13 protein-coding genes are annotated in these 24417 nt (G+C 72.7%); 2 read left to right on the top strand and 11 right to left on the bottom strand.

All coding sequences use genetic code 11. The annotated features are described in order from the left end of the window. Positions 1–11: 11 nt before the first annotated feature. The 10 genes from dhaK to ACZ7OY_RS20390 all read right to left on the bottom strand — a co-directional run bounded on the left by dhaK (position 12) and on the right by ACZ7OY_RS20390 (position 18717). Positions 12–1004 (bottom strand): dihydroxyacetone kinase subunit DhaK, encoded by a 993-nt coding sequence (gene dhaK, locus ACZ7OY_RS20435; RefSeq protein WP_471912652.1) that lies wholly within the window; start codon positions 1002–1004, stop codon positions 12–14. A 177-nt stretch (positions 1005–1181) separates the two neighbouring features. Next, positions 1182–1739 carry an NADPH-dependent FMN reductase gene (locus tag ACZ7OY_RS20430; protein ID WP_471912651.1) on the bottom strand — a complete coding sequence of 186 codons (558 nt, stop codon included), beginning with the start codon at positions 1737–1739 and terminating at the stop codon, positions 1182–1184. Positions 1740–1744: 5 nt separating this feature from the next. Continuing rightward, positions 1745–3013, bottom strand: a complete 1269-nt coding sequence (locus ACZ7OY_RS20425; protein ID WP_471912650.1) for a cytochrome P450 family protein — start codon at positions 3011–3013, stop codon at positions 1745–1747. A 95-nt stretch (positions 3014–3108) separates the two neighbouring features. Next, entirely contained in the window at positions 3109–4302 is a 1194-nt protein-coding gene (locus ACZ7OY_RS20420; RefSeq protein ID WP_471912649.1) for a cytochrome P450, read from the bottom strand. Between the two features lie 65 nt (positions 4303–4367). Beyond that, positions 4368–4643: an acyl carrier protein gene (locus tag ACZ7OY_RS20415; protein ID WP_471912648.1), complete on the bottom strand. Its 276-nt coding sequence runs from the start codon at positions 4641–4643 to the stop codon at positions 4368–4370. A gap of 20 nt (positions 4644–4663) precedes the next feature. Beyond that, on the bottom strand, positions 4664–6457 hold the full coding sequence (locus ACZ7OY_RS20410) for an acyl-CoA dehydrogenase (RefSeq protein ID WP_471912647.1): 1794 nt from the start codon (positions 6455–6457) through the stop codon (positions 4664–4666). Next, entirely contained in the window at positions 6454–8169 is a 1716-nt protein-coding gene (locus tag ACZ7OY_RS20405; RefSeq protein WP_471912646.1) for an acyl-CoA dehydrogenase family protein, read from the bottom strand. The genes ACZ7OY_RS20410 and ACZ7OY_RS20405 overlap by 4 nt, the downstream gene beginning before the upstream one ends. Next, positions 8166–9923, bottom strand: a complete 1758-nt coding sequence (locus ACZ7OY_RS20400) for a fatty acyl-AMP ligase (RefSeq protein WP_471912645.1) — start codon at positions 9921–9923, stop codon at positions 8166–8168. Before ACZ7OY_RS20400 ends, ACZ7OY_RS20405 begins: the two co-directional genes overlap by 4 nt. Then, positions 9920–11626, bottom strand: a complete 1707-nt coding sequence (locus ACZ7OY_RS20395; protein WP_471912644.1) for a thioester reductase domain-containing protein — start codon at positions 11624–11626, stop codon at positions 9920–9922. Before ACZ7OY_RS20395 ends, ACZ7OY_RS20400 begins: the two co-directional genes overlap by 4 nt. Before the next feature lie 5 nt (positions 11627–11631). Continuing rightward, positions 11632–18717: an amino acid adenylation domain-containing protein gene (locus ACZ7OY_RS20390; protein WP_471912643.1), complete on the bottom strand. Its 7086-nt coding sequence runs from the start codon at positions 18715–18717 to the stop codon at positions 11632–11634. Positions 18718–19136: 419 nt separating this feature from the next. Between ACZ7OY_RS20390 and ACZ7OY_RS20385 the strand changes: the two genes are divergently transcribed. After that, positions 19137–20651 carry an MFS transporter gene (locus ACZ7OY_RS20385; protein ID WP_471912642.1) on the top strand — a complete coding sequence of 505 codons (1515 nt, stop codon included), beginning with the start codon at positions 19137–19139 and terminating at the stop codon, positions 20649–20651. A 136-nt stretch (positions 20652–20787) separates the two neighbouring features. Here the strand turns inward: ACZ7OY_RS20385 and ACZ7OY_RS20380 are convergent, their stop codons facing one another. After that, positions 20788–21372 carry an Rv1733c family protein gene (locus tag ACZ7OY_RS20380; RefSeq protein ID WP_471912641.1) on the bottom strand — a complete coding sequence of 195 codons (585 nt, stop codon included), beginning with the start codon at positions 21370–21372 and terminating at the stop codon, positions 20788–20790. A gap of 497 nt (positions 21373–21869) precedes the next feature. On the opposite strand from ACZ7OY_RS20380, the gene ACZ7OY_RS20375 reads away from it, so the two are divergent. Continuing rightward, complete coding sequence (locus ACZ7OY_RS20375) at positions 21870–24254, top strand: phosphoketolase family protein (protein WP_471912640.1); 2385 nt, start codon at positions 21870–21872, stop codon at positions 24252–24254. Positions 24255–24417: the final 163 nt, after the last annotated feature.

Here is a 24417-nt window from a genome sequence, read left to right as displayed (position 1 = left end):
GGTCCACCGGGTCAGACACCCCAGCGCAGGCCCGGTGTCCTGACGGGCGCGTCCCACAGCCGCAGCAGTTCCTCGTCGACCTGGCACAGCGTCACCGATGCGCCCGCCATGTCGAGCGAGGTCACGTAGTTGCCGACGAGCGTGCGGGCGACGGGCACCCCGCGTTCCCTGAGCACCCGCTGCACCTCGGCGTTGAAGCCGTACAGCTCCAGCAGCGGTGTCGCGCCCATGCCGTTGACCAGGAGGAGGACGGGATTGCGTACGGGCATGTCGTCGAGGATCGCGTGGACGGCGAAGTCGGCGATCTCGCCCGAGGTCATCATCGCCCGTCGCTCCCGGCCCGGCTCGCCGTGGATGCCGATGCCCAGCTCCAGTTCGCCCGGCGGCAGGTCGAAGGTGGGGGATCCCTTCGCGGGCGTGGTGACCGCGCCGAGCGCCACACCGAAACTGCGGGAGTTCGCGTTGACCTGCCGGGCGATCGACTCCACGTCCTCCAGCGGCCGTCCCTCGGCGGCGGCCGCCCCGGCCAGCTTCTCCACGAACAGCGTGGCACCGGTGCCACGGCGGCCGGCCGTGTACAGGCTGTCGGTGACCGCCACGTCGTCGTCGACCAGCACCTTGGCGATGCGGATGCCCTCGTCCTCGGCGAGTTCGGCCGCCATGTCGAAGTTGAGGACGTCCCCGGTGTAGTTCTTCACCACGAACAGCACCCCGGCACCGCTGTCCACGGCTGCCGCCGCCCGCACCATCTGATCCGGAACAGGCGACGTGAACACCTCGCCTGGGCACGCCGCGGAGAGCATCCCGGGACCCACGAAGCCGCCGTGCAGGGGCTCGTGCCCCGACCCTCCGCCGGAGACGAGGGCGACCTCGCCGGACACCGGGGCGTCCCGCCGTACGATCACGCGGTTCTCCACGTCGACGGTCAGCTCCGGATGGGCCGCCGCCATGCCCCGTAGAGCGTCCGCGACCACGGACTCCGGGACATTGATGAGCATCCTCATGGGTACCTCCCGGTCAGATGAACTGAGGGGTTCCTGATCTGCGCTTTTCTCCGGCCGGACCCGGTGCGGATCGGCGGGAGGGTCGTCGCCCCCAGTATCGGCCTTGCGGTAGCCAAGGTCACGTGTGCACGCTCGCACGCGCGGGACCGGTGTGTCCGGCAAGGAGGTCGGCCGGGTTCAGGACGCGAGTACGTCTTTCTCGTCCCGGGACCGCGCCACCGCTCGGGCGAGGCCGTCGAGCAGCTCCTGAAGTGCCGTCAGGGTGGGCTCGTCCGTGAGACGGCCGTCCGTCACCTTGCGGGTGGCCTGGGGGATGCGCAGCCCGTCCGGGAGGACGTCGGCGCCCATCACGGTGAGGGTCTCGGCCAGCCAGGCACGGGCCCGGTCGCCGCCGGTGACGGCGGGGGACGCGCTCACCAGGGCCACCGGCTTGCCGGCGATCTCGCCGCCGCCCACCAGCCACTCCAGCGCGTTCTTCAGGACGCCCGAGGTGCCGTGGGCGTACTCGGGGGTGGCTATCAGCAGGCCGTCCGAGGCGCCGAGCCGGGCGCGCAGCTCCGCCACGACCCCGGGGAGGTCGTTCTCCTCCACGTCCGCGTTGAAGAAGGGCAGCCGGCCGAGGTCCGGCTCGACGGTGATCTCCCACGGCTCCGCGAACAGGTCGGCAGCCGACCGCAGTACGGCCGCGTTGAGCGACCCCGCCCGCAGACTTCCGCACAGCGCAAGGATCTTCATACCGATCAGCCTACGTTCTCGATCGTCACCGGTGCGAAGGTCACCGGAAGGGAGGACAGGGCACGGGAGACGGTGGACGAGCGGTACGACGGCTCGCCGTCGAGCGCCAGGCCCGGGAGCGTGGCGAAGATCAGCGGGACCGCGATCCGCGCTTCCAGGCGTGCCAGCGGGGCGCCGAGGCAGTGGTGGATGCCGTGCCCGAACGCCAGGTGCGAACGCTCGCCGCGGGTGATGTCGAACTCCTCGCTCTCGGGGAAGCGCGCCGGGTCGCGGTCGGCGGCGGCCACGCTCAGGGCGACGGCCTCGCCCGCCGGGATGGTGACGTCCCCGACGGTGACCGGCTTGCGGGTGAAGCGCCAGATCGCGTTCTGGATCGGGCCGTCCCAGCGCAGCACCTCCTCGACGGCGTCCGGCCAGCGCTGCGGCTCCCGGTTCAGCAGCGCGAGCTGCCGGGGGTGGCGCAGCAGTGCCAGCACGCTGCTGCCCAGCAGGTTCACGGTCGTCTCGTGGCCCGCGGAGAGCAGCAGCGCGAGCATCGAGACCAGTTCGTCCTCGGTCAGCCGGTCGGACCGGTCGCGGGCCTCGATGAGCGCCGACGTCAGATCGTCGCCGCCCTCGGCACGCTTGCGCGCGACCAGCTCCTTCAGAGTGCCGTGCACCTCCTGGAACGCGGCCATCGCCGCGTCGCGGCTGTCCTCGTCGTTGCTCATGACGGCCTCGACCGCGTGCCGCAGCCGCTCGCCGTCCTCGGCGGGCACGTCCAGCAGCCGGCGGATGACCTCCATGGGCAGCAGGGCCGCGAACTCGGTGGTCAGGTCCGCCCGCCCGGCCCGTTCGCCGTCGCGCGCCAGCAGCTCGCCGAGCAGCCGGGTGGCGGTCCGCTCGATGCTCGGCGCGAGGGCTTCGATACGGCGGGGGGTGAACCCCTTCGCGACCAGCGAGCGCAGCCGGGTGTGCCGCGGCGGGTCCGAGACCAGCATGGAGTCGCCCATGCCGATCACCACGTCACCGGTGACCGGGACCCGCTGCTCCTGGAACGCGGTCCAGGTGCCCGCCATGTCCTTGGAGTACGAGTCGTTGTCGAGGAAGGCGCGGCGGCAGTCCTCGTAGCGGGTGAGCAGCCAGGCCTCGACCCCGCCGGGCAGGGTGACCCGGTGCGCGGGCGCGCTCCGGCGCAGGGCGGCGTACGCCGGGTACGGGTCGGCGACGAACTCGGGGGTGAACAGGGTGGAGGCGGAGGTGGAAGGAGGGGAGGCGTGTGGGCAAACGGTCATCGAGGGAGATCCATTCGGGGGAGTTCCGTGTGTGTGGTGAGGGGGAGTTCCGTGTGTGTGGTGGGGGGTGAGGGGAAGGCCGGGGGTGCCGGGGGTCACCAGGCGACGGGCAGCTCCCGCACGCCGTACAGCACCATGTCGTGGCGGAACGGCAGCTCCTCGATCGGCTTCAACGGGCGCAGCCCCGGAAGCCGTTCGAAGAGGCCGCCGAACACCTCGGTCAGCTCCACCCGGGCGAGGGTGGCGCCGACGCACTTGTGGAAGCCGTGGCCGAAGGCGACGTGGTTGCTGTTGTTCTCGCGGCGGATGTCGAAGCTGTCGGCGTTCTCGAAGACGCTCTCGTCGCGGTTCGCGGCGTTCAGCATCACCAGGACGCCGTCGCCGGCGCGGATCTGCCGCCCGCCCACGACCACGTCCTCGACGGCGGCCCGCGGCAGACCCGCGTGGTTGATCGACAGGTAGCGCAGCATCTCCTCGACCGCGCCGGGCAGCAGAGCGGTGTCCTGCTTCAGCTCCGCGAGCTGGCCCGGGTGTTCGAAGAGGGTGACGGTGCCGATGCCGATCATCTGGGCCATCGTGTCGTAGCCGGCGAGCAGCAACAGCGCTGCCATGCCCACGAGTTCCTCGTGGTTCAGGCCGCCGTCGGCGGAGCGGGTCACCATGCGTCCGAAGAGGTCCTCGGAGGCCTCGGCCTCCTTCGCCGTCACCAGGCGGTCGAAGTAGCCCATCAGCTCGACCGCAGCCTTCACCGCCTCCTCGGGAGGGGTGGTGCGGTCCAGGACCGTGTCGGTGAGGGACACGAACAGCACATGGTCCTCGAACGGGACGCCGAGGATCTCGCAGATGGTCATGGCGGCCATGGGCAGGGCGAACTGCCGGACCAGATCGGCGGATTCGGCGCCGTCGGCAGTCATCGCGTCGATGAGCCCGTCGAGGATGCGGCGCATCGTGGGCCGCAGCGCCTCCATCTGGTTGATCAGGAACTCCCGGGTCACCGAGCGGCGCAACCGGCCGTGATCCGGCGGGTCCGCCTGCATGAAGAAGCCGGCCGGCGGCGGCACGTCACCGGTGACATAGGTGGGGAAGCCTGGGGTGCGCGGGTCCGAGCTGAAGGCGCGGTGGGTGAGAACGGCCCGTACGTCCTCGTGGCGGGTGACGACCCAGGCAGTGTCGCCACGCGGCGTACGTACCTGGAACACCGGGTGCTCGGCGCCGAGCGCCCGGTACTGCGGCGGCGGGTCGAGCGGATGGGTGCGGGGCATCGGGAACTCGGGCAGTGTGGCGGTCATCGCGGTCACTCCGGGATCGGGGAAGTGGAAGTGCGGCGGTCGGCGGGATCGGCGAGGTGCGGCGGTCAGCCGGCGGCGATCAGCGGGACCAGGGCCTCGGCGAGCGGGTCGAGGGACGGGTGGTCCCACATCACCGTCGCCTCGACCTCTATGCCGTAGTGGTCCTCTATCTCGGCGCACAGGCCGAGCACGTACACCGAGTCGAGGCCGTACTCGCTGAGCGGCAGGTCGGGACGGATCGTGTCGGCCGGGCGCCCGGTGTGGGCGGCCACGCGGCCGCGCAGCCACTCGCGGACCTCGTGGACGGTGACCGCTGCGGGCTGGGTGGTGAGTTCGGACATGGGGTTCTCCGGGTGAGTGGTCAGGCCCCGGTGGGGCGGCAGTCGAGGTCGAAGGTCAGGCCTGCGTCGAGGCGCCGGACGAGTTCGGCGTAGAGGGGTTCGGTGAGGGTTGCGGGGAGCGGGTCGCGGTGCCGGTCCAGGTGGGCGCCGAGGCGGTGCAGGGCGGCGAGCAGCCCTGCCGGTCGCAAGGCGAACTCGGGGGCGGCGTCGTCCGGCCGTTGCCACCAGGTGTTCAGGCAGGCGGAGGCCGCCAGGACACCGGCCCAGCGGGTGGTGAGTCCGAAGGCGTACGGTGTCGCGGCAGGGCCTGCCCGGCCGGGCCCGAGGCGGGCCGCGGCGGCTGCCAGCGCTTCGAGTTCGGCGCACCAGGCGCGGGCCTGCACCGCGACCTCGCCGGTCTCCCGCGCGCCCGCCGCACCCGTCACCAGTGAGCGGGACAGCGGGTCGCGACCGCCGCCCGTCACGGCCAGGCTCGCGAAGCGCAGCCTTGGCACCGGCCCGCCCGGGCGGAACGTCTCCGAGGGCAGATCGGCGGCGTCCTCTTTCAACCAGCCTCGGCGGGCGGTCAGCTGGAGCTGCGGAAGCAGCGCGGACTGGCAGGAGACCCGGGAGGCATGCCCGAACGCCGACGGCTGCACATCGCGCAACAGCTTCTGGAACAGCGGCTGTCCGGCGCCCCGCAGATAGAACTGCGAGCCGAGCAGCTCGGACAGCCGGTAGACCGCCCGCATCAGCACCCGCGGCACGAACGACTTGACCGCGCTCGCGTAGACACCGGCCTGGGCGGGCGCCGTGTGCACGGCGCGGGCCGCCACCGTGGTGAAGGTGTCCACGAGCAGCAGATCCGCGAAGGTCTCGGCGAGGACAGACCGGGACAACGGAAGACCGGTGACGCTCCCGCCGTACAGGGAGCGACCGAGCGCCCCGCGCAGGGCGCTGCGCAGCGCGGTGTCGAGCAGCCCGATCGTCATCCCCGGCAACGCGATCCGGGTCAACTGGAAGGAACGCAGGGCCGTTTCGACCCCGAGGCCGGGGCTGCCCAGCACGCTGCCGTCCGGGACCGGGCAGTCGGCGAACTCGACACCGCCGAGCTGCACCCCGCGCATGCCCACGGTGTCGAACCGTTCCAGGTGCCGTACCGCTTCCGGCGGCAGGTCCTGCGTGTCGAGAAGGAGTTGGGAGTGACTGCGGCTTCCCCGGGCCGGGTCCGTGCGCGCGAACAGGACCATGGTCCCGGCCCGGCGCAGATTGGCCACGACCTCCTTGCGGCCGTTCAGCAGGAGACGGCCGTCGGGGCCGGGCAGCGCGGTGAGACCGGCGCGGGAGAAGTCGTTGCCGTGCGCGAGTTCGTGGTACGCGCAGGCCGCGCGCCCGCCGGCCAGCAGCCGCTCGGCGAGCCGGGCCTGCTGCGCCGGACCGCCCGCCGTCCACACGTTGACCCCGGCCATGAAGGAGCCCGCGCCGTATCCGAGGCCCAGACAGGGATCGCGCCGGTACACCGCGCGCATGACACCGATCAGCCCTTCGAGACCGGCGAACCGGCCGCCGAGCGACGCGGGCACGAAGTGCGCGTTCAGCCCGTAGCCGGTCAGCAGGCTCTCACCCGCCGCGAGCATCTCGCCGCGCTCGTCGGCAGCGACGACCGCGGCCGAGGACACCGGGTTCGCCGGGTCGCCCGCCTCGCCGAACAGGTCCTCCAGGGCGCCGATCTCCTTGTCGTACACCTCTCGTACGGCGGTTCGCGCGGGGGCGCCGCCCTCGCTCCGTGCGGTCTCCGTGGACCCGGCGGGGGCGGCGGGACCTGCTGGCGTCATGTGATCAGCTCCTTCGCGGTGTGTGCCTCGCAGGTGCCGCCCGCATCCGCCATCGTGGACAGCAGGTCCTCGTACGCTTCGTCCGGCGCTTCGTGACCGGGCCTGAGGAGTTCGAGCGCACGCTCCATGGCGGCCGTCAGCCGTGGCGCGCGTCCTGCGTCGCCCGGGGCCGCGAGGAGCAGATGGGCGGCGGACGCGCCCGCGAAGCACACCTCGTAGTGGCGGGCGACGGCGAAGGCCTCCGGGGGTGTGTCGCGGGTGGCCGGGCGCAGTGCCGTCATGGCGTCCGCGACCGCCGCGACCTCCTCGGTGAGCGCGGCGGCCAGCTCGTGCGCCCGCCGTGGGACGGCGTCGGCCGCGGCCAGTTCGCCGAGCCGGTCGGCCGCTGCGGACAGACCCTGCACGACGCTGCATCCGGTACGGCTCATCAGGCGCAGCGCGCCGGGACGCAGGGGCGGCGGCGTCGACACCTCGGCGGTGGCGGCGAGGCCGGGTGCGTCGTGCGCTCCGGTGCGGGCCAGCCGGGCGAGGGCGGGGAACTGGGCGATCAGCGACGAGCGGTTCACGGCTGTGCTGCCGTCGAAGATGGCGACGATACGGTGGTCGCGCTCCAGCTTCTGGAACATCCCGTCGGCATGATGGCCGGTCAGGAAGCCGCGTGCTCCCAGCAGTTCGGCGAGTTCGTCGATCGTCTGCTGGACCATCTCCGGCACCCCCGCCTTGACCACGGCCGAGACCACGCTCATCTCGCCGGTCAGGCCGTGCGCGGAGCGTGCCCCCATCAGCGAGGCGGCGTCGGCGAGCGTCAGCGAGGCCGCGGCCCGTCCCAAGGTCCGCCGGGCGAGCGGGAGCTGGAGCAGAGTGGTGCCGTACATGGCACGCTGCCGGGCGAACTCATGGGCCAGACGCAGCGCGTGTTCGCCCGCGCCGAGCGAGAGCGAGGTGCACACGGTCCGGGTCAGTTGCAGGGACTTCAGGACGATCTCCAGGCCGTCGCCGACCCGGCCGTTCAGCGCGGTGGCGGGGACCTCGGCCCCGTCGAAGCGGATGCCGCTGATGTCGGCGCCCCGGATGCCGTGCGTGGGCTCCTTCGGCAACGGCTGCCAACTGCTCGGCCTCAGGGCGTACTTGTCCACCAGGAAGACGCTGAATCCGCGTGCTCCGCCCTCGGGTGAGGTGCGGGCGAGTACGGCGACGAGACGGCCCCGGGTCGCGTTGTTGATCGGCCACTTCGTTCCGTCGAGCCGCCAGCCGCCCGTGTCCGTCGGCACCGCGGTGAGCTGTCCTGCCAGCAGGTCGCTGCCGCGGCCCGGCTCGGTCAGTCCCCAGGACACGACGGCGCCCTCGTCCAGGACCTGCCGGGCGAGTTCGCGCCGCTGTTCGTCGGATCCGGCGACCCAGGTCGACACGCAACCGAGAAAGGTCTTGCCGTGCGCGACCGCGGCGGTCACGTCGTGGCGCGCCACCGTCCGCAGGGAGGCCAGCAGTTCGGGCAGTCCGCCCGGGGTGCCGCCCAGCTCCGCCGGGACGTAGGCACGGGCGATCCCGCAGCCGTCCAGCAGCGCGCAGGCCTCGGCGGGGAACTCCTCCCGGGCGTCGAGCCGTGCGATGTGCGACGCGGTGAACGGCCCGTCCGTGACGGGGGCGTCCCGGATCGCGGCGTCCAGTGCGGCGGGCAGGCCGGACGGCCACCCCGGGAGGGCCGCGGTCATATGTCCGCCTCCGTGAACAGGGCCCGTACCGCGGGGTCGATCTCCTCGTGCACCGGGGTGAGCGCGCGCTCCAGGAACAGTCCGCGCATCTCGGAGCGCTGCACCTTTCCGCTGGTGGTCTTGCGGACGGCGCCCGGCCTGAGCAGGACCAGGCCGGCCGTGCGCACCCCGAACTCGCGGTAGACCGTCGCGCGCATCGCCACGGCCAGCTCCGCCAGCTCCTCGGCGCCGAACCGGCCGCGGATCTCGTGCAGCACGACGACCTCCTCCTGCGGCACCGGAACGGTGAACGCGGTACCCGCCAGCGTCGCCAACGGGGGGTGCTGGAGGCGCAGTTCGTGCTCGATGTCCTGCGGGTAGAGATTGCGGCCGTGCACGATCAGCAGGTCCTTGCTGCGGCCGGTCACATAGAGCTCGCCGTCGAGCAGCGCGCCGAGGTCGCCGGTGCGCAGGAACGGGCCGTCGCCGTCGGCGGTACGGGCCGCGAAGGCCGCCTCGGTCGCGTCGGGCCGGCCCCAGTAACCGGCGGCCACGCTGGGACCGCGCAGCCAGATCTCCCCGGTGGTGCCGTCGGGCAGCACCCGGTGGTCGGCCGGGTCGACGACGCGCACGTCGAAGTCGGGTACGTCGCCGCAGCCGACCAGCTCCCGTACCGGCCCGCCGGGCCTCGGGGCCTCCAGGACGTGCTTCTCCAGGGACTCCGGGTCCACGGGCTCGATGCGTGGCGGCCGGTTCGCCCGTCCCGACACGAACACGGTGGCCTCGGCCATTCCGTAGCAGGGCGCGAGGGATTCGGCGCGGAAACCGGCCGGGGCGAAGCGGTCCGCGAAGTCGCGCAGGGTGGACGCCTGGATCGGCTCGGACCCGTTGGCCGCGAACTGCCAGCCCGAGAGGTCGAGTCGGGAGAGCTGGGCGTCGGTGACCCGGCGCAGGCACAGCTCGTAGGCGAAGTTGGGAGCGGCCGAGTAGCCGATGCCGTACGTGCCGATCATGGCGAGCCACTGGTGCGGGCGCTTGAGGAACGCCATCGGGGACATCAGCGTGCAACTGCTGCCGAGGAACAGGCTGGGCAGCAACTGACCCATCAGTCCCATGTCGTGGTACAGCGGGATCCAGCCGCCGAAGCCGGTGTCCTCGGTCAGACCGAGGGCGCGGCGCAGGCTGTCCACGTTGTGCAGCAGGTTTCCGTGGTCGACCATGACGCCCTTGGGGTCGCCGGTCGAACCGGACGTGTACTGGAGCAGCGCCAGGTCGCCCGAGCCGGCCCGCGGGTCGCGCCACCGGCCGGCGTCACCGAAGTCCTCGGCGTCGCTCGCCGCGACGGTGAGGTCCAGGTCCTCCGCGGCGCTCCACCGACGGGCCTCGGCCAGCTGCCCGGTGTCGGTGAGGGCGACGCGTACCCCCGAGTCCACGGCGATCCTGGTGACCCGGCGCTGCTGGTACTGGAACTGTCCCGGCATCGGCGAGGGCACCGCGACGACGCCCGCGTACAGGCAGCCGAGGAAGGCCGTGACGAAGGGCAGGCCCGGCGGGTGCAGCAGCATGACCCGGTCGCCGGGCGCGGAGTGCTGCTGGAGCCAGGACGCGATGCGGCGGGCCTCGGCGTCGAGCTCGGCGTAGTGGAGCGTGCGGGCGCCGTCGGGGGCGTCGTGGTCGTGGACGAAGGTGACAGCGGCGCGCTCGGCCCGCTCCACGGCGTGACGGCGCAGCAGATGCACGGCGCTGGGCTCGCTCAGAAGGGAGGAGTCGGTCACGGGGCAGTCCTCTCGGCACGTGCGGGCAGGTAGGAGGTGGCTTCGAAGTAGTCGAGATAGCGGCCGATCAGCTCGCGCTCCGGCGGCAGGCAGTCGATGCCCGAACCGGCCAGCGCCGCCCGCAGGTTGGCGGTCTCGAAGACCGGCCTGCTGCCGCGGTAGCCGAGGTCCTCGGCGGGCAGCTCGGGGCCGAACAGCGGCAGGAACCGGGCGAGTTCGTTGTCCTCGCCGCGCTCCGTCGCGGCCGTCAGCTCGGCGTACCAGTCGGTGTACGAGAGCCGGCGCAGCGGATAGCCGCACTCGGCGAGCAGCGTGACGAGCCGGTCCCAGGCCAGTGGATGTCCGCCCGGCAGGTTGAAGGCGGTCCCGTGCCACTGCCCGCCGAGCGCCACATGGGCCACGGTCGCCGCGCAGAAGTCGACCGGGGTCATCTCCAGGAAGACGTCGAACTCCAGTGCCGCGCCGAGCTGGATACAGCCCTTCATCGTCGCGTTGAGGAAGGTGTCCGTGGCGCAGGAGCCGCTGGTCTGCGCGCCGGCGATCTGGCCGGGGCGGTACACACAGGTGGGCAGTCCCCGCGCGTGGGCCTGCGCCATCATGCGGTCGCCGACCCACTTGGTCTGCCGGTATCCGCCGACCACGCCCTCGGGCCCGGTCGCCGCGTCCTCCGCCCAGCGGTGCTCACCGGGGCGGCCCGGGTAGACGGCGAGCGAGGAGACGTAGTGCACGGGCTTGATGCGGTGCCTGGCCGCGAGCCGCAGCACCTCCTGGGTGCCGAGCACGTTGACCGGCTTGAGCCGCCGGTAGGGCAGCGCGTAGCTGGACCAGGCGCCGTTGTGGACGATCATCTCGATGTCGCGGGCCAGCGGCAGATACGTGTCCCGGTCCAGCCCGAAGTACGGCCGGGCCAGGTCGCCCGGCACTCCGGTGAACCGTTTCTCGTCGCCGTCCTGCCACACCCCGTACAACTCCATCGCGGCCCTGACCCGGGCCGCCGCCTGCGCGGGGCTGTCGGAGCGGACCAGCACGTGCAGATGGGCGGTGGAGCGGTCGAGCAGTTCGCGCATCAGGAAGGCGCCGGTGTAGCCGGTGCCGCCGGTCAACAGCACGCTGGTGTACGGGCCCCGGGAGGCCGGCAGGGCGTCCGCGGCCGGGACGATGTCGGCGGGCAGCACGGCCTCCGACGCCAGATCCGCACTGGCGATGGAGCGCGGGTGTCCCGCCGGGCCCGTGGCGGAGGCCGCGCCGTCCGCCGAGTCCAGGTGCCGCACCAGACGTTCCACGGTCGGGTGGTCGAACAGCTTGCGCAGACTGATCTGGACGCCGGTCGCCACCCGCAGCCGGGCCGCCATCTGCGCGGCCGCGAGGGAGTCGCCGCCGAGTTCGAAGAAGTTGTCCTTGAGGCCGACTCTGCCGACACCGAGGACGTCGGCCCAGATCCCGGTGATCCGGATCTCCTCGGGCGTCTGCGGCGCCACATAGGCGGCGGCGCCCGTCGTGCTGTCCTCCGCGACGGCGGGCAGCCTGCTCCGGTCGACCTTCCCGTTGGGGAGTTTGGGCAGCTCGGGCAGGACGACGAAACGGGACGGGACCATCGCGTCGGGCAGCTGCTCGTCGGCGAACTCCCGCACGTCGATGCGGAATGCGGCCCAGGCGGCCTGCGCCAGGGGGTCGTTGGCCGTCGGGGTGACGGGTGCGTTCACGGTGCTCACTGCTTCCTCGGCTGGGTCGACTGGAGAGAGGCCTGATCGGAGTCCGCCTGTCCGGCACCGGCCGGCTCGAAGACCGCGTGGAACTCGCCGGCCCGGCCCGACTCCGGCGGGACCAGCCGGACCGTGCGGCCGTGCCGTGCGGCCAGAGCCGCGATGTCCTCGGGATCGATCGCGTCCGTGTCACCGGCCTCCCACAGGGCCCGCTCCAGGTCCCACGCGGTCTCGCCGGAGTCGAGTCCGCCGCGCAGCAGGGCCAGCGCGGCGAGCGGGCGGACCAGCCGCCGGTCCGGCAGCCCCGTGACGGTCAGGGTGCGCTCGGGTGCCGTACCGGCGAGCAGCTCCGCCAGGGCGCCGGTCCCGGCCACCTCGTCCCAGCCGAGCCGCTTGCCGTCTGCCGCGGCCTGCGGCCCGCGGTCGCGTCCGTACAGCGTGACGTCCCAGCGGAACCTGGTCAGTTCGTTGACGCTGCGGCCGCGCTTGAGCTCGATGCGCAGGCCCGACCCCACGGAGGCGGCGAACTCCACGAAGAAGTCGGTGGTCAGGCAGAGCTCGCGCTCCTCGGCCAGCGCGCGGGCCGCCGCGTCCGACACCTCCCCGACGCCGCTCAGCGCGGGCGCCCGCCGCAGCTGGGTGTCCGCGTGGAAGGCCGGCAGCAGGGACAGATCCCTTACGTCACCGACGAAGACCGCGCCCGAGGGGCCGGCCACCCGGACCGCCTCGGTCAGCACCCGGCGCAGGTAGTCCGCGCCGGGGAAGTACTGGGCCACGGAGTTGAACAGCACCAGATCCGTGCTGTCGTCCGGCAGTTCGGCCAGCGCCATCGCATCGTCCTGCCGCAGCGTGATGTGTCCGGGCAGCCGGTCGTCCACGCGCACGGCTGCGGCGGCGGTGGCCAGCGCGGCGGGGGAGAGGTCGAGGCCCAGGTACGAGTCGGCTGTCGGGGCCAGCTCCCGCAGGTAGAGGCCGACACCGACGCCGACGTCCACCACCCGGCGGGCCCCGGCCGACCGGATCCGCCGCACGGTGTGCCCGAGCCACTCGCGCATCTCGTGCGCGGGGATCGGCCGCTTGGTGTAGCTGCTCAGCCAGCCCGCGAAGTCCCGTTCGTCATCGCGGAGTTCCGCGGGACCGGCGCCCGGCGCGTACGCGCCCTCCCACACATCGCGCCAGCGGTCGACGTGCGCGCTCTCGCCGCCGGCGTCCTCGTCGTGCGTGACCGGGGAGAGGTACGCGACGAGTTCGACCCCGCCGCCCTTGCGCTGCGCGGCGACGACGGCGACCGAGGCGACCTCGGGATGCCGGGAGAGCACGCTCTCCACCTCGTCGGGCTCGACACGATGGCCCAGGATCTTCACCTGGCGGTCGATGCGGCCCAGGAACTCCAGCGTCCCGTCGGACCGCCACCGCGCCCGGTCGCCGGTGCGGTAGTAACGGTGGCCGTCCGCCTCGACGAAGCGCTCGGCCGTCAGCTCGGGCCGGTCGAGATAGCCGGCTGCCACGCCCTCGCCACCGATCCACAGCTCACCGGCGACCCCCACGGGCGTCTCGCGGGCGTCGCCCGCCACGATCCGGACCCGCGTGTTGGCGATGGGACGGCCGATCGGCAGCGCCGCGGCGTGGACGTCGCGTTCGCGGTCGAGTTCGTGGACCGTCGACCAGATGGTGGTCTCGGTCGGTCCGTACATGTTGAACACCCGCACCGAAGGCAGCGCGCCGAGCAGCCGCCGCGCGAGCCCGGACGGGAAGGCCTCGCCGCCGACCAGCAGCGCCCGCAACGGCCGCAGCGCGTCCAGCGCCTCCGGCTGTGCCGCCACGGCCGCCAGGAACGAGGGGGTGGCCTGCACCAGGGTCGCGCCGTGCCGGGCGACCAGCTCGCAGAACGAGTCCTCGCCGTCGGCCGGGACGAGCCGCTCGATCATCCGCTCGCCGGCCACCGCGACCGCCGCGCCACGCGTGAGCGGCCACAGCAGTTCCAGTACGGAGATGTCGAAGGAGACGCTGGTGAGCGCGAGCACGACGTCCTCGGAGCCGATGCCGATCCGCTGGTCCATGGCGGTGAAGAAGTTCACGACGTTGCGGTGCAGCAGCACCGTGCCCTTGGGCCGCCCGGTGGAGCCGGAGGTGTAGATGACGTACACCGGATCGCCGGGAGCGGCCGCGAAGGTCCCGGGGGCGAGCGGGCCGCAGGGGCGTGCCGCGATCTCGGCGGCGTCCTCGTCCAGTCGTACGACGGCGCCTGCGGGCAGCCCCTCGGGACCGCCGGGGCCGACGGCCAGACAGTCGAGGGACGCGTCCTCGGCGATGTAGCGCAGCCGGTCCGCCGGGAAGTCCGGGTCCAGCGGCACATACGCGGCACCGCTGCGCGCGACGGCGAGAAGGGTGACGACCAGGTCGGCCGAGCGGCGCACGCTCACCCCGACCCGGCTGCCGCGCCCGGCGCCGCGTGCGACCAGCTGGTGCGCCAGCCGGTTGGCACGCTCGTCCAGCTCGGCGTAGCTGAGCCGCACGTGACCGTCGACGACGGCGGTGGCGGCGGGCGTCGCCGCGATCTGCCGGGAGATCGCCCCATGGACCGTGGCCGCGGTGTCGAAGGCCGCCGCGGTGTCGTTCCACTCCCGCAGCCGGTCGAGTTCGGCCGCGGCGCGCAGCTCGGCGGGCGGTGTGGAGCCGGGGCCGCAGGCGAGCGCCGTCAGGACACGCCCGTAGTAGCCGGCCAGCCGCTCGCAGAACTCGGGGTCCAGCCGTGAGGTGTCGCAGTCCAGCCACAGACCGAGGCGGCCGCCGGCCGGGTCGACGAGGAAGTTCACCGCGAGTGGGAAGTCGGTCTCGGCGATGCCGAAGCCGTCCTCGATCGCGCTGTCGGAGCCCCATTGCCGGTGGAAGTCCATGAAGTTGACGTACGAGTCCAGGGAGAGGTCTCCGTGGTCGCGCAGGATGCGGGCGTAGGGGTAACGGCGGTGCGCCACCGTGCGCTGCTCGTGCGCGTGGACCCGGCGGGCCAGCTCCAGCCAGGACCCGTCGGTGACGGTGAGCCGCAGCGGCAGCGTGTTGAGGAACACCCCGATCGCCTGGTCGCCGCCGTCCTCCTCCAGCCGGCCGTGCGTGACGATGCCGGTCACGACCTCGTCCCCGGGCGTCACGGAGTGCAGGACGACCGCGTGGGCGGCGGTCAGCAGGGACTTCGGCGGCAGTCCGGTGGCGCGGGCGGCCTCGGTGACACGCGCCCCGACCGTGCTGTCGAGCGGTACGTCGAAGCGCCGGTGGCAGGCGCCGGTGGCGCGGCCCGCGGTCAGCAGCGGCAGCGGTGCCGGCTCGGCACCGGCCAACTCGGCGGCCCAGAACGCGCGGTGCTCCTCGCTCTGTTCCGCCCTGCGCTCGGCGGCGATGAACTCGCGGTAGGTGGAGGTGATTTCCGGCAGCCACAGATCCTCGCCCGCGAGTGCGGCGCGGTAGCGCTCCACGATCTCGTCGAGCATCGCCGCGTCGCTCCACCCGTCGAGCACGACATGGTGCTCCACCACACTCAGCTGGAAGGAGTCCGCGGCCAGCGGGTGGGCGGTGAAGGCCAGCAGCGGGGCGGCCGTCAGGTCGAATCCGTGCTGCTTGGCGGCCTCGGCCCACTCGGCGAGGAAGCCGTCGCGCACGGAGCCGTCCGCGCCCAGGAGCCGTTCGTCCACGGTGAGCGGGACGCGCACCTCGCGGTGCACCAGCTGCAACGGTTCGCTGTACCCGGTCAGGTGGAAGGAGCTGCGCAGCGCCGGATGGCGACGGAACGTCCCGTCGAGCGCGTCGCGCAGTGTCCCCTCGTCGAAGGGGAGTTGGACACGGATGCTGGTGACCACCCGGTAGACGGAGGAGTCCTCCTCGTACTCGGCGTGGAAGACCATGCCCGACTGCATGCTGCTGAGGGGATGGGCGTCCTCCACCCCGTCCGGCAGCAGTTCCCGGTCGGACCCGGACAGCAGCGTGAACGGCTCGCTGCGCGGGCCGCCCGCGGTGTACGCGGTGGTGCGCGGCGCCAGGCCGCGTACGGTCGGCGCGGTGTACAGGTCGGGCAGCGCGAAGGTGAGCCCGCCGCGCTCCAGGGCGGCGCGCATCCGGATGCTGAGCATGGAGTCGCCGCCGAGCGTGAAGAACGAGGCGGTGACGTCGACACGTTCGACTCCGAGGACCGACGCGAAGGCGTCGTGCACCAGCCGCTCGATCTCGCCCTCCGGCTCGGTACCTCCCGCCTCGGCGACGGGTTCGGTGTCCGTGGGCGCGGGCAGGGACTTGCGGTCGACCTTGCCGTTGGGCAGCAGGGGCAGAGCGTCGAGCAGCACGATGCGGGAGGGCACCATGTAGTCGGGCAGCCGCTCGCCCAGGGCTGCCGAAAGGGCCTCGCCGGTCGTGCCGGGGGCCACGACATGGGCGTACAACCGGCGCTGTCCGTCGGCCTGCCGGGGAGCGGTGACGACCGCGCTCTCGACCCCGGCGAGGGCCAGCAGCGCGGACTCGATCTCACCGGGCTCGATGCGCAGGCCGCGCACCTTCACCTGGTGGTCCATGCGGCCGCGGTACTCGACGACGCCGTCCTCGCGCAGCACGGCGAGGTCACCGGTGCGGTACAGCATCCCGCCGTCCGGGCCGAACGGGTCGGTGACGAAGCGCTCCGCGGTCTGTCCGGGCCGGCCCAGGTAGCCGTTCGCGACCTGGACGCCACCGATGTGCAGTTCGCCGGGGACCCCGAAGGGCAGCGGCTCGCCCCCCTGGTCCAGCACGTACAGGCCGGTGTTGGCGACCGCGCGGCCGATCGGTACCGGGCCGGCGGTGTCCCGTTCGGTGCACCGCCAGTGGGTGACGTCGACGGAGGCCTCGGTGGGCCCGTAGAGGTTGAACAGCGTCGGCCCCTGGGGCCCGTACAGGTCCAGGAACCGCGCGACCGTCTCGGGACGCAGCGCCTCGCCGCTGCACACCACCCGGCGCAGGCTCGGCACCTCGGCGGCCGACGGCTCGGCGAGGAACAGGTCGAGCATGGGCGGCACGAAGTGCGCGGTGGTGACGCCGTGTTCACGGACCACGGCGGCCATCGCCCTGGGGTCGCGGTGCGCGCCGGGCTCGGCGAGGTGCAGCCGGGCCCCGGCCAGCAGCGGCCAGAAGAACTCCCACACCGACACGTCGAAGGTGAACGGGGTCTTCTGGAGCACGCACTCCTCGGGCGCGAGTCGGTACTCCTCCTGCATCCACAGCAGCCGGTTCACCACACCGCGATGCGGCACGGCGACACCCTTCGGCGTGCCGGTGGAGCCCGAGGTGTAGATGACGTACGCGGTGTCGGACGGGCTCCCTGCGGGCAACGGCGAGGGGGCCGGAGCCAGTTCGGGCAGCACTTCGTCCACGGCGACGATCCGCGCGTCCGTGCCGGTCAGCCGCCCCGCCAGGTGCGAGCTGCTCAGTACGGTGCCGACCGCCGCGTCCTCGATCTGGAAGGCGAGCCGGGCAGCCGGCAGTTCGGGGTCCAGCGGCAGATACGCCGCCCCGGACATCAGCACGGCGAGCAGGGACACGACCAGGTCGAGGGAACGCTCCTGGTGCACACCGACGACACCGCCGGGCGCCGCGCCGCGCTCGGTGAGGTGGGCGGCCAGCCGGCGGGCGTCGTCGACGAGCCGGCGGTACGTCAGGGAAGCGCCCGAGACCTGTACGGCGACTGCGTCCGGGGTGCGGGCGGCCTGCGCCTGGACCAGCTCGTGCAGCCGTGCGTCGAGGTCGTACGCGCGGGCGGTGGGGGCACTGACGGCGAGTACGGACACGCGCTCGTCCTCGTCCATCAACGCCAAACGCCCGACCGGCAGTTCGGGCTCGGTGAGCGCGTGGCGCAGCAGTGCGAGCAGGCGGCGGCTGTGCGCGGCCGGGGCGCCCGCCGTGTGGCGCTGCGGATTGGCGTCGGTGTTCAGCCGTACGCGGCTGCCGTGGGCGTCGGAGAAGAAGTCGAACCGGAGGTCGTCGACGGGCCCCGAGGAGAGGTGGTGCGCGGTGCTCGGCAGGTCCCCGAAGTTCACCTCGGCGTCGAAGGTCACCACGTTGACCGTGGTTCCCGCGAGCGGTTCGCGCCGTCCGTCGGGGAACAGCTCCCGGTGCAACTCCTCGCCGCGGAAGCGCTGGTGGCGCAGCACCCGGCCGATCTCCGCCGAGACCCCGGCCACCACTTCGGCGAAGGCGGCGGTGCGGGGGGCCGAGAGGCGCACGGGCAGTTCGTTGGCGGACATGGCCGGTGTCGCGAGGGCGGCGCCGGACGAGCGGGCGGGCAGCGGAAGCCTGAGCAGCGTCTCCTCGCTCCCGGTGATCCGGCACTGGTAGGCGGCCACGGCCGCGATCAGCAGTGCGGACGGCCGTGTCCCCAGGCGTGCGGCGGCGTCCTTGAGCATGGCGACGTCGGCGCTGGGCAGGTCGGTGGTACGGCGCAGCAGGCCGCGCGCGGATCCGGCGTCCTGGTCGCTCAGGCTCACCGGGTCGGGGCGGTCCGCGAACCGGTCGAGCCAGTAGGCGCGGTCGCGCTCAAAGGCGGGCGAGGCGGCGTAGGCGGCGTCCGCGGCGACCAGGTCGCGCAGGGGCAGTGCGCGGGAGGGGGGCGGTTCGGCGCCCGCGGCGAGCGCCGTGTAGATCTCGGCGATGCGCCGGACGTGGACGGTCTGGCCGAGGCCGTCCATCACGAGGTGGTGGTGGCGCAGATACAGCAGCCGGCTGTCGGGGGACTCCTCGATGAGCACGTGTCGGACCAGCCGGCCCGACACCAGGTCGACGGGCCGGGACAGATCGGCGCGCATCCACTCCTCGGCGGCGGCCCGCGGCCGTTCGGCGGCCGAGAGGTCGAGACACTCCAGTCGGCTCTCTGCCACCGGTGTCACCGACTGTCCCGGTCCGTGCGTGTCGTCGAGACGGACCCGCAGGGCCTCCGCCTCGGCCAGGGCCGTGTCCACCGCCCGGCGGAGCCGGACGACGTCGACGGATCCGTGGATCTCCAGGTAGCTGGCGCAGTTGTAGCGAGGGTTCCCGGGGTCCAGCTGCTGGGCCGCCCACACGCCCGACTGGGCAGCGGTCAACGGCAGACGAATGCCCGGATTGCTGTGTGGCATGTCGGTGTGACTCTTCCCCGTAGAGATCAACAAGGGCCTGTCGGTGCCGGAGGTGCACGACAAGGTGCGAGAGCCGCACCGGGAAGAACGCTAGAAGCGCGCGGCCGCCGGGCGCGTGCGCGACAAGTTCATTTCGCCGGGCACATTGCGTTGATCTTTCATGCACGCGGATAAGCGGCCCGATTACTTCGGAATGCCCCCGGCCGTGCCAGCCTTTTCCTCGACACTGATCCGTGTCGTACCAGGTGAGAGGGTGCGCGCAGCCTTGGACAAAGGATGCGCATCGGGGGCCGGGTGAATCTTTGTGGCCGCCACCGCGAACAGCGGTCAATAGCTCCCCAGGGGCAGCGCGGACGATTTTCAGGCAATTCCGGGAGGCTCCGGCGATGCAGGACGAGCAGACCGCCACCGTCACTGAACGGGACGGCGACGACACGGACCCCACCGCGGGGAAAAGGGATGTCACCGGACCGCCGGGCCCCGGCCCCGGCAGGGTGCGCGCCATGGTCCTGGTGGCCATGGCCGCCACCTTCATGGCGATGATGGATTCCTACATCGTCAATGTCGCCATCCCCTCCATCCGCGCGGACCTCCACGCCTCGGTGTCCGCGGTGGAGATGACGGTGGGCGGATACATCCTGGTCTACGGGCTCTTCCTGGTGACCGGCGGCCGGCTCGGCGACATCGTCGGCTACAAGCGGATGTTCCTGGTCGGCCTCGGACTGTTCACCGCCGCCTCGCTGGCCTGCGGCATCGCACCGGGGCCCGGACCGCTGATCCTGTTCCGCTGCATCCAGGGCTTCTCGGCGGCGCTGTTCTTCCCGCAGATCCTCTCCGTCATCCAGACCTCGTTCGAGGGCGAGCGGCGAGACCGCGCGCTGGCCCTGTTCGGCGTCACCATCGGACTGGCCGCGATCACCGGCCAGTTGATCGGCGGCGTCCTGGTCCGCCTCGACCTGTTCGGCTGGGGCTGGCGCCCGATCTTCCTGGTCAACCTGCCCCTGGGGCTCGCGACCATCGTGGGTGCCGCGCTGACCATGCCCGGCGTCAAGGGAGCCCGGCGGCCCCGTCTCGACCTGCCCGGGGTCGCACTGCTGACGGTCGCGCTGCTGCTGCTGTCCTTCCCGCTCGCCGAGGGGCGCACGGCCGGCTGGCCGGTGTGGTGCTTCGTGACGATGGTGCTGTCCGTGCCGTTCTTCGTCGCCTTCGGCCGCTGGGAGCAGCGACTGGCCGCCGGCGGCGGCCAGCCACTGGTCAGCCCCGCCCTGCTGCGGCTGCGCGGCTACCGCTCGGGCAACGCGGTGTTCCTCGCGTTCTTCGCCTGCAACGCGGGCCTGTTCTTCGTGCTCGCCGTCCAGTTGCAGAGCGGTCTGGGCTACTCGGCGCTCGGGTCCGGCCTCCTGTTCGCCCCGCTCGGCATCGCCTTCACCGCGGTGTCACTGGTCGTACCGAAGATCATGGCCAAGCTGGGTCTGCACGTCCTGACGGCCGGCTACGGGCTCAACGCCCTCGGCTACCTGATGCTGTTGGTGACTTCCCTGGTCATGGGCGACGATCTCGGCGGACCGATGCTCGTCCCCGCCCTCGTCGTCATCGGCGTGGGCCAGGGTCTGGGTGTCAGCCCGCTGCTCGGAGCCGCGCTGGCCGAGGTGCCGCCGCAGGAGGCGGGCAGCGCGGCGGGTGTGCTGGAGACCGTGGGGCAGCTGGGCATGTCGGTGGGCGTCGCCCTGGTGGGCCTCGTCTACTTCAGCACCCTGGGCGACTCCACCTCGCAGCACGGTTACGCGCACGCGTTCACCGTGACACTGGTGCTGAACCTCGTACTGTCCCTGCTGGCCACGGTGTTCGTGCCGCCGCTGCGCAGGGCGGCAGCGGCCCGGATGGCGGCGCCCGGCGCGTGAGCCGGGGACCGGGGTCCCGTGACGAACACCGGGACCCCGGTCCGTCGGCCCGAGGCGGTACGCCGGCCGCGCCGTGCGGCTCCTCCGCCCGGCCGCCCGCGGGCCGACGCCGGGGACGCCGGTGTTCCCGGGGGCGTCAGCCGGTCTTGTGACCCCAGCGCGGGCCGACCGCGTCCCATTCCCTGCCCCACTGGTCGATGCGCCGCCGGTCGAGCCGCCACCGGACGACCGACCCGGCCCCGACGACCAGACCGGCCAGCCCCAGCGCCGCACCCGTGCCGAGCAGGGCCGACTCGAAGGCGCCCTCCGTGACGCTCGGCGGTTCGGCGCTGAGCGTGCCCCGGGCGTTCAGCCACACCATGACCGAGGTACCGGCCTTCAGCCCGCCCGCCACCGGAGCCTGGCCCGTGTGGGTGGAGCCGTCGGCCGCCGTCCAGCGGATCTTCGCCGGGACCCGCCCGTCCACTCCGTCGGTCGCGGTGGTGGCCGGCGCGACATCGGTGAGGAGGACGGCCGCGACGGTGTACCGTTCGGCGCGCTGACGGGCGAACTCCTGGTCGGCCGCGTGCGTCGTCACCAGGCCGGCGAGCGTGCCGCCGACCACGACGGCCACCCAGACGGCGAGCATGACCCACGCCTCGACGATGTCGTCACGCCGACGCAGCGGACTGCTCCTCCACCGCCACAGGCGGCGCTTCCTGTTGCCGTTGCCGCTGCTCATAGGCTCGCACCTCCCTTTCACCGTACGCTCGTGTCGTCGGGGCCGCATGGGACCCGTGGACCTCACCGTCACGATCTGTGACCCCTCGGCCGTGGCACCGGCCCCCTCGGCCCCGGCCCGGCCTCCGGCCTCGGCCTCCGCCCCGGGCCCCCGACCCGCCTCCGACCTCGGCTTCCGGCCCCGCCCCCGGTCCGCTCCCTTGCCCTTCCGGACACCCGCACAGGCTCCGCACCGGCTCCGTACGGCCTCCGCACGGGTTCCCCCGGCTTCGGCCCGGCCTCCCCGGCACCGGCACCGGCCCCGGCCCCGCTCCTTCCGGACACCGCCGGACACCGGAACAGGCGGCCGACCGGCCGGGAAGTGGTGCGTCGCCCGGACGGTTGCCCGGATTCGGCCGGATGGGCCGGTCCTCCTGCCCGCTCCCCGCCGGACGGGGGAGGGTGGGAGACGAACGGACCGGCACCTCCGACGAACACCGATCCGGAAGGGAATCCAAGATGTCCGTCGACACGCGGCAGGAGTCCGCCCCGCTCACCGACGACGAGCTCAGGACGCTCGACGCCCACTGGCGCGCGGCGAACTATCTGGCCGTCGGCCAGATCTACCTCATGGCCAACCCGCTGCTGGCCGAGCCGCTGCGCGCCGAGCACATCAAGCCGCGGCTGCTCGGCCACTGGGGTACCTCGCCCGGACTGAACCTGGTCTACACCCACCTCAACCGTGTGATCCGGACCCGCGACCTGAACGCCCTGTGCATCTGGGGGCCCGGCCACGGCGGACCGGCGGTGGTCGCCAACTCCTGGCTGGAGGGCTCGTACAGCGAGACGTATCCGGACATCACCCGGGACGCGTCCGGCATGGCCCGGCTCTTCCGGCAGTTCTCGTTCCCCGGCGGTGTCCCCAGCCATGTGGCGCCCGAGACGCCGGGCTCCGTCCACGAGGGCGGCGAGCTCGGCTACGCGCTCTCGCACGCCTACGGAGCCGCGTTCGACAACCCCGACCTGCTCGTCACCTGCGTCATCGGCGACGGCGAGGCGGAGACCGGGCCGCTGGCGACGTCCTGGCACTCCAACAAGTTCCTCGACCCCCGCAACGACGGCGCGGTCCTGCCGATCCTCCACCTCAACGGCTACAAGATCGCAAACCCGACGGTGCTCGCCCGCATCCCCGAGTCCGAACTCGACGAACTGCTGCGGGGCTACGGCCACGACCCGATCCACGTCACCGGCGACGACCCCGACGTCGTCCACCGGGCGATGGCCCGCGCCCTGGACACCGCGGTGGACCGGATCGCGCGGATCCAGCGCGCCGCACGCGAGGAGCACGCCACCGAACGCCCCCGCTGGCCGGTCATCGTGCTGCGTACCCCGAAGGGCTGGACCGGTCCGGCGACCGTCGACGGCGTGCCTGTGGAAGGCACCTGGCGTGCGCACCAGGTGCCGCTGGCCGGCGTCCGGGAGAACCCGGAGCACCTGCGGCTGCTGGAAGCCTGGCTGCGTTCCTACCGCCCCGAGGAACTGTTCGACGAGCACGGCCGCCCCCGCCCCGACGTCCTGGCCTGCCTCCCCACGGGCACCCGTCGGCTTGGCGCCACCCCGCACGCCAACGGCGGGCTGCTGCTGCGCGAACTCCCCCTGCCCGCACTGGAGACGTACGCGGTCCCGGTCGAGAAGCCGGGCCTCACCCTGCACGAGCCCACCCGGGTCCTGGGCGAGGTGCTCCAGCACGTGATGGCGGCCACCGCCGAGCGGCGCGACTTCCGTCTCGTGGGCCCCGACGAGACCGCCTCCAACCGCCTCGACGCCGTCTACGCCGCCACCGGCAAGGCCTGGCAGGGACAGACCCTCGACGTCGACGAACACCTCGACCCGCACGGGCGGGTGGTGGAGATGCTGTCCGAACACACCTGCCAGGGCTGGCTGGAGGGCTATCTGCTCACCGGCCGGCACGGACTGTTCTCCTGCTACGAGGCGTTCACGCACATCGTCGACTCGATGGTGAACCAGCACATCAAGTGGCTGCGGGTGACCCGCCGCCTGCCCTGGCGCGCACCCATCGCGTCCCTCAACTATCTGCTCACCTCGCACGTGTGGCGCCAGGACCACAACGGCTTCTCCCACCAGGACCCCGGTTTCGTCGACCACGTCCTCAACAAGAGCCCGGAAGTAGTGCGGGTGTACTTCCCGCCGGACGCCAACACCCTGCTGTCGGTGGCCGATCACGCGCTGCGCAGCCGCGACTACGTCAACGTGATCGTGGCCGGCAAGCAGCCCTGCTTCGACTGGCTGTCGATGGACCAGGCCCGCGTCCACTGCGCGCGCGGCGCCGGAATCTGGGAATGGGCGGGCACCGAGGACGGCACCCGTGAACCGGACGCGGTGCTCGCCTGCGCCGGTGACGTCCCCACCCAGGAGGTGCTGGCCGCCGCGCAGTTGCTGCGTCGGCACCTGCCGGAGCTGGCGGTGCGCGTGGTGAACGTCGTCGACATCGCCCGCCTGCTGCCGAGCGAGGAACACCCGCACGGGATGAGCGACTTCGAGTTCGACGGCCTGTTCACCCCGGACCGGCCGGTCGTCTTCGCCTACCACGGCTACCCGTGGCTGATCCACCGCCTCGCCTACCGTCGCAGCGGCCACCGCAACATGCATGTCCGCGGCTACAAGGAGATCGGAACCACGACCACGCCGTTCGACATGGTGGTCGGCAACGACCTCGACCGCTACCGCCTGGTCATGGACGTCATCGACCGGGTCCCGGGGCTCGCGGTGCGGGCGGCGGCCGTACGGCAGCGGATGGAGGACGCCCGGCAACGTCACCACGAGTGGATCCGCGAGCACGGCGTCGACCTCCCGGAGGTCGCGGAGTGGACTTGGGAGGGCTAGGAGACGGCTGAGAGCTCCGGACAGGAGTGCGGCCCGGTCGCGAGCGGCCGGACGGAGACGGTGGGCCGGCAGGGCGCACGCACGGGTGCGGACGGCGCAGAGGCGGGAGCAGGGGCGGTGGCGCCATGCGCCCTGTCACGGCCGCTCGCCGGGCGCCTACAGT

It is taken from the genome of Streptomyces sp. NPDC107559 (assembly GCF_055657365.1).
Note: the sequence above shows the minus strand (reverse complement) of the source record. Positions and strands in the feature narration are given on the sequence as shown.

Coding starts and splice junctions, on each gene's coding strand:
- dhaK (WP_471912652.1), bottom strand. CDS start 1,004: ATGAGGATGCTCATCAATGTCCCGGAGTCCGTGGTCGCGGACGCTCTA.
- ACZ7OY_RS20430 (WP_471912651.1), bottom strand. CDS start 1,739: ATGAAGATCCTTGCGCTGTGCGGAAGTCTGCGGGCGGGGTCGCTCAAC.
- ACZ7OY_RS20425 (WP_471912650.1), bottom strand. CDS start 3,013: ATGACCGTTTGCCCACACGCCTCCCCTCCTTCCACCTCCGCCTCCACC.
- ACZ7OY_RS20420 (WP_471912649.1), bottom strand. CDS start 4,302: ATGACCGCCACACTGCCCGAGTTCCCGATGCCCCGCACCCATCCGCTC.
- ACZ7OY_RS20415 (WP_471912648.1), bottom strand. CDS start 4,643: ATGTCCGAACTCACCACCCAGCCCGCAGCGGTCACCGTCCACGAGGTC.
- ACZ7OY_RS20410 (WP_471912647.1), bottom strand. CDS start 6,457: ATGACGCCAGCAGGTCCCGCCGCCCCCGCCGGGTCCACGGAGACCGCA.
- ACZ7OY_RS20405 (WP_471912646.1), bottom strand. CDS start 8,169: ATGACCGCGGCCCTCCCGGGGTGGCCGTCCGGCCTGCCCGCCGCACTG.
- ACZ7OY_RS20385 (WP_471912642.1), top strand. CDS start 19,137: ATGCAGGACGAGCAGACCGCCACCGTCACTGAACGGGACGGCGACGAC.
- ACZ7OY_RS20380 (WP_471912641.1), bottom strand. CDS start 21,372: ATGAGCAGCGGCAACGGCAACAGGAAGCGCCGCCTGTGGCGGTGGAGG.
- ACZ7OY_RS20375 (WP_471912640.1), top strand. CDS start 21,870: ATGTCCGTCGACACGCGGCAGGAGTCCGCCCCGCTCACCGACGACGAG.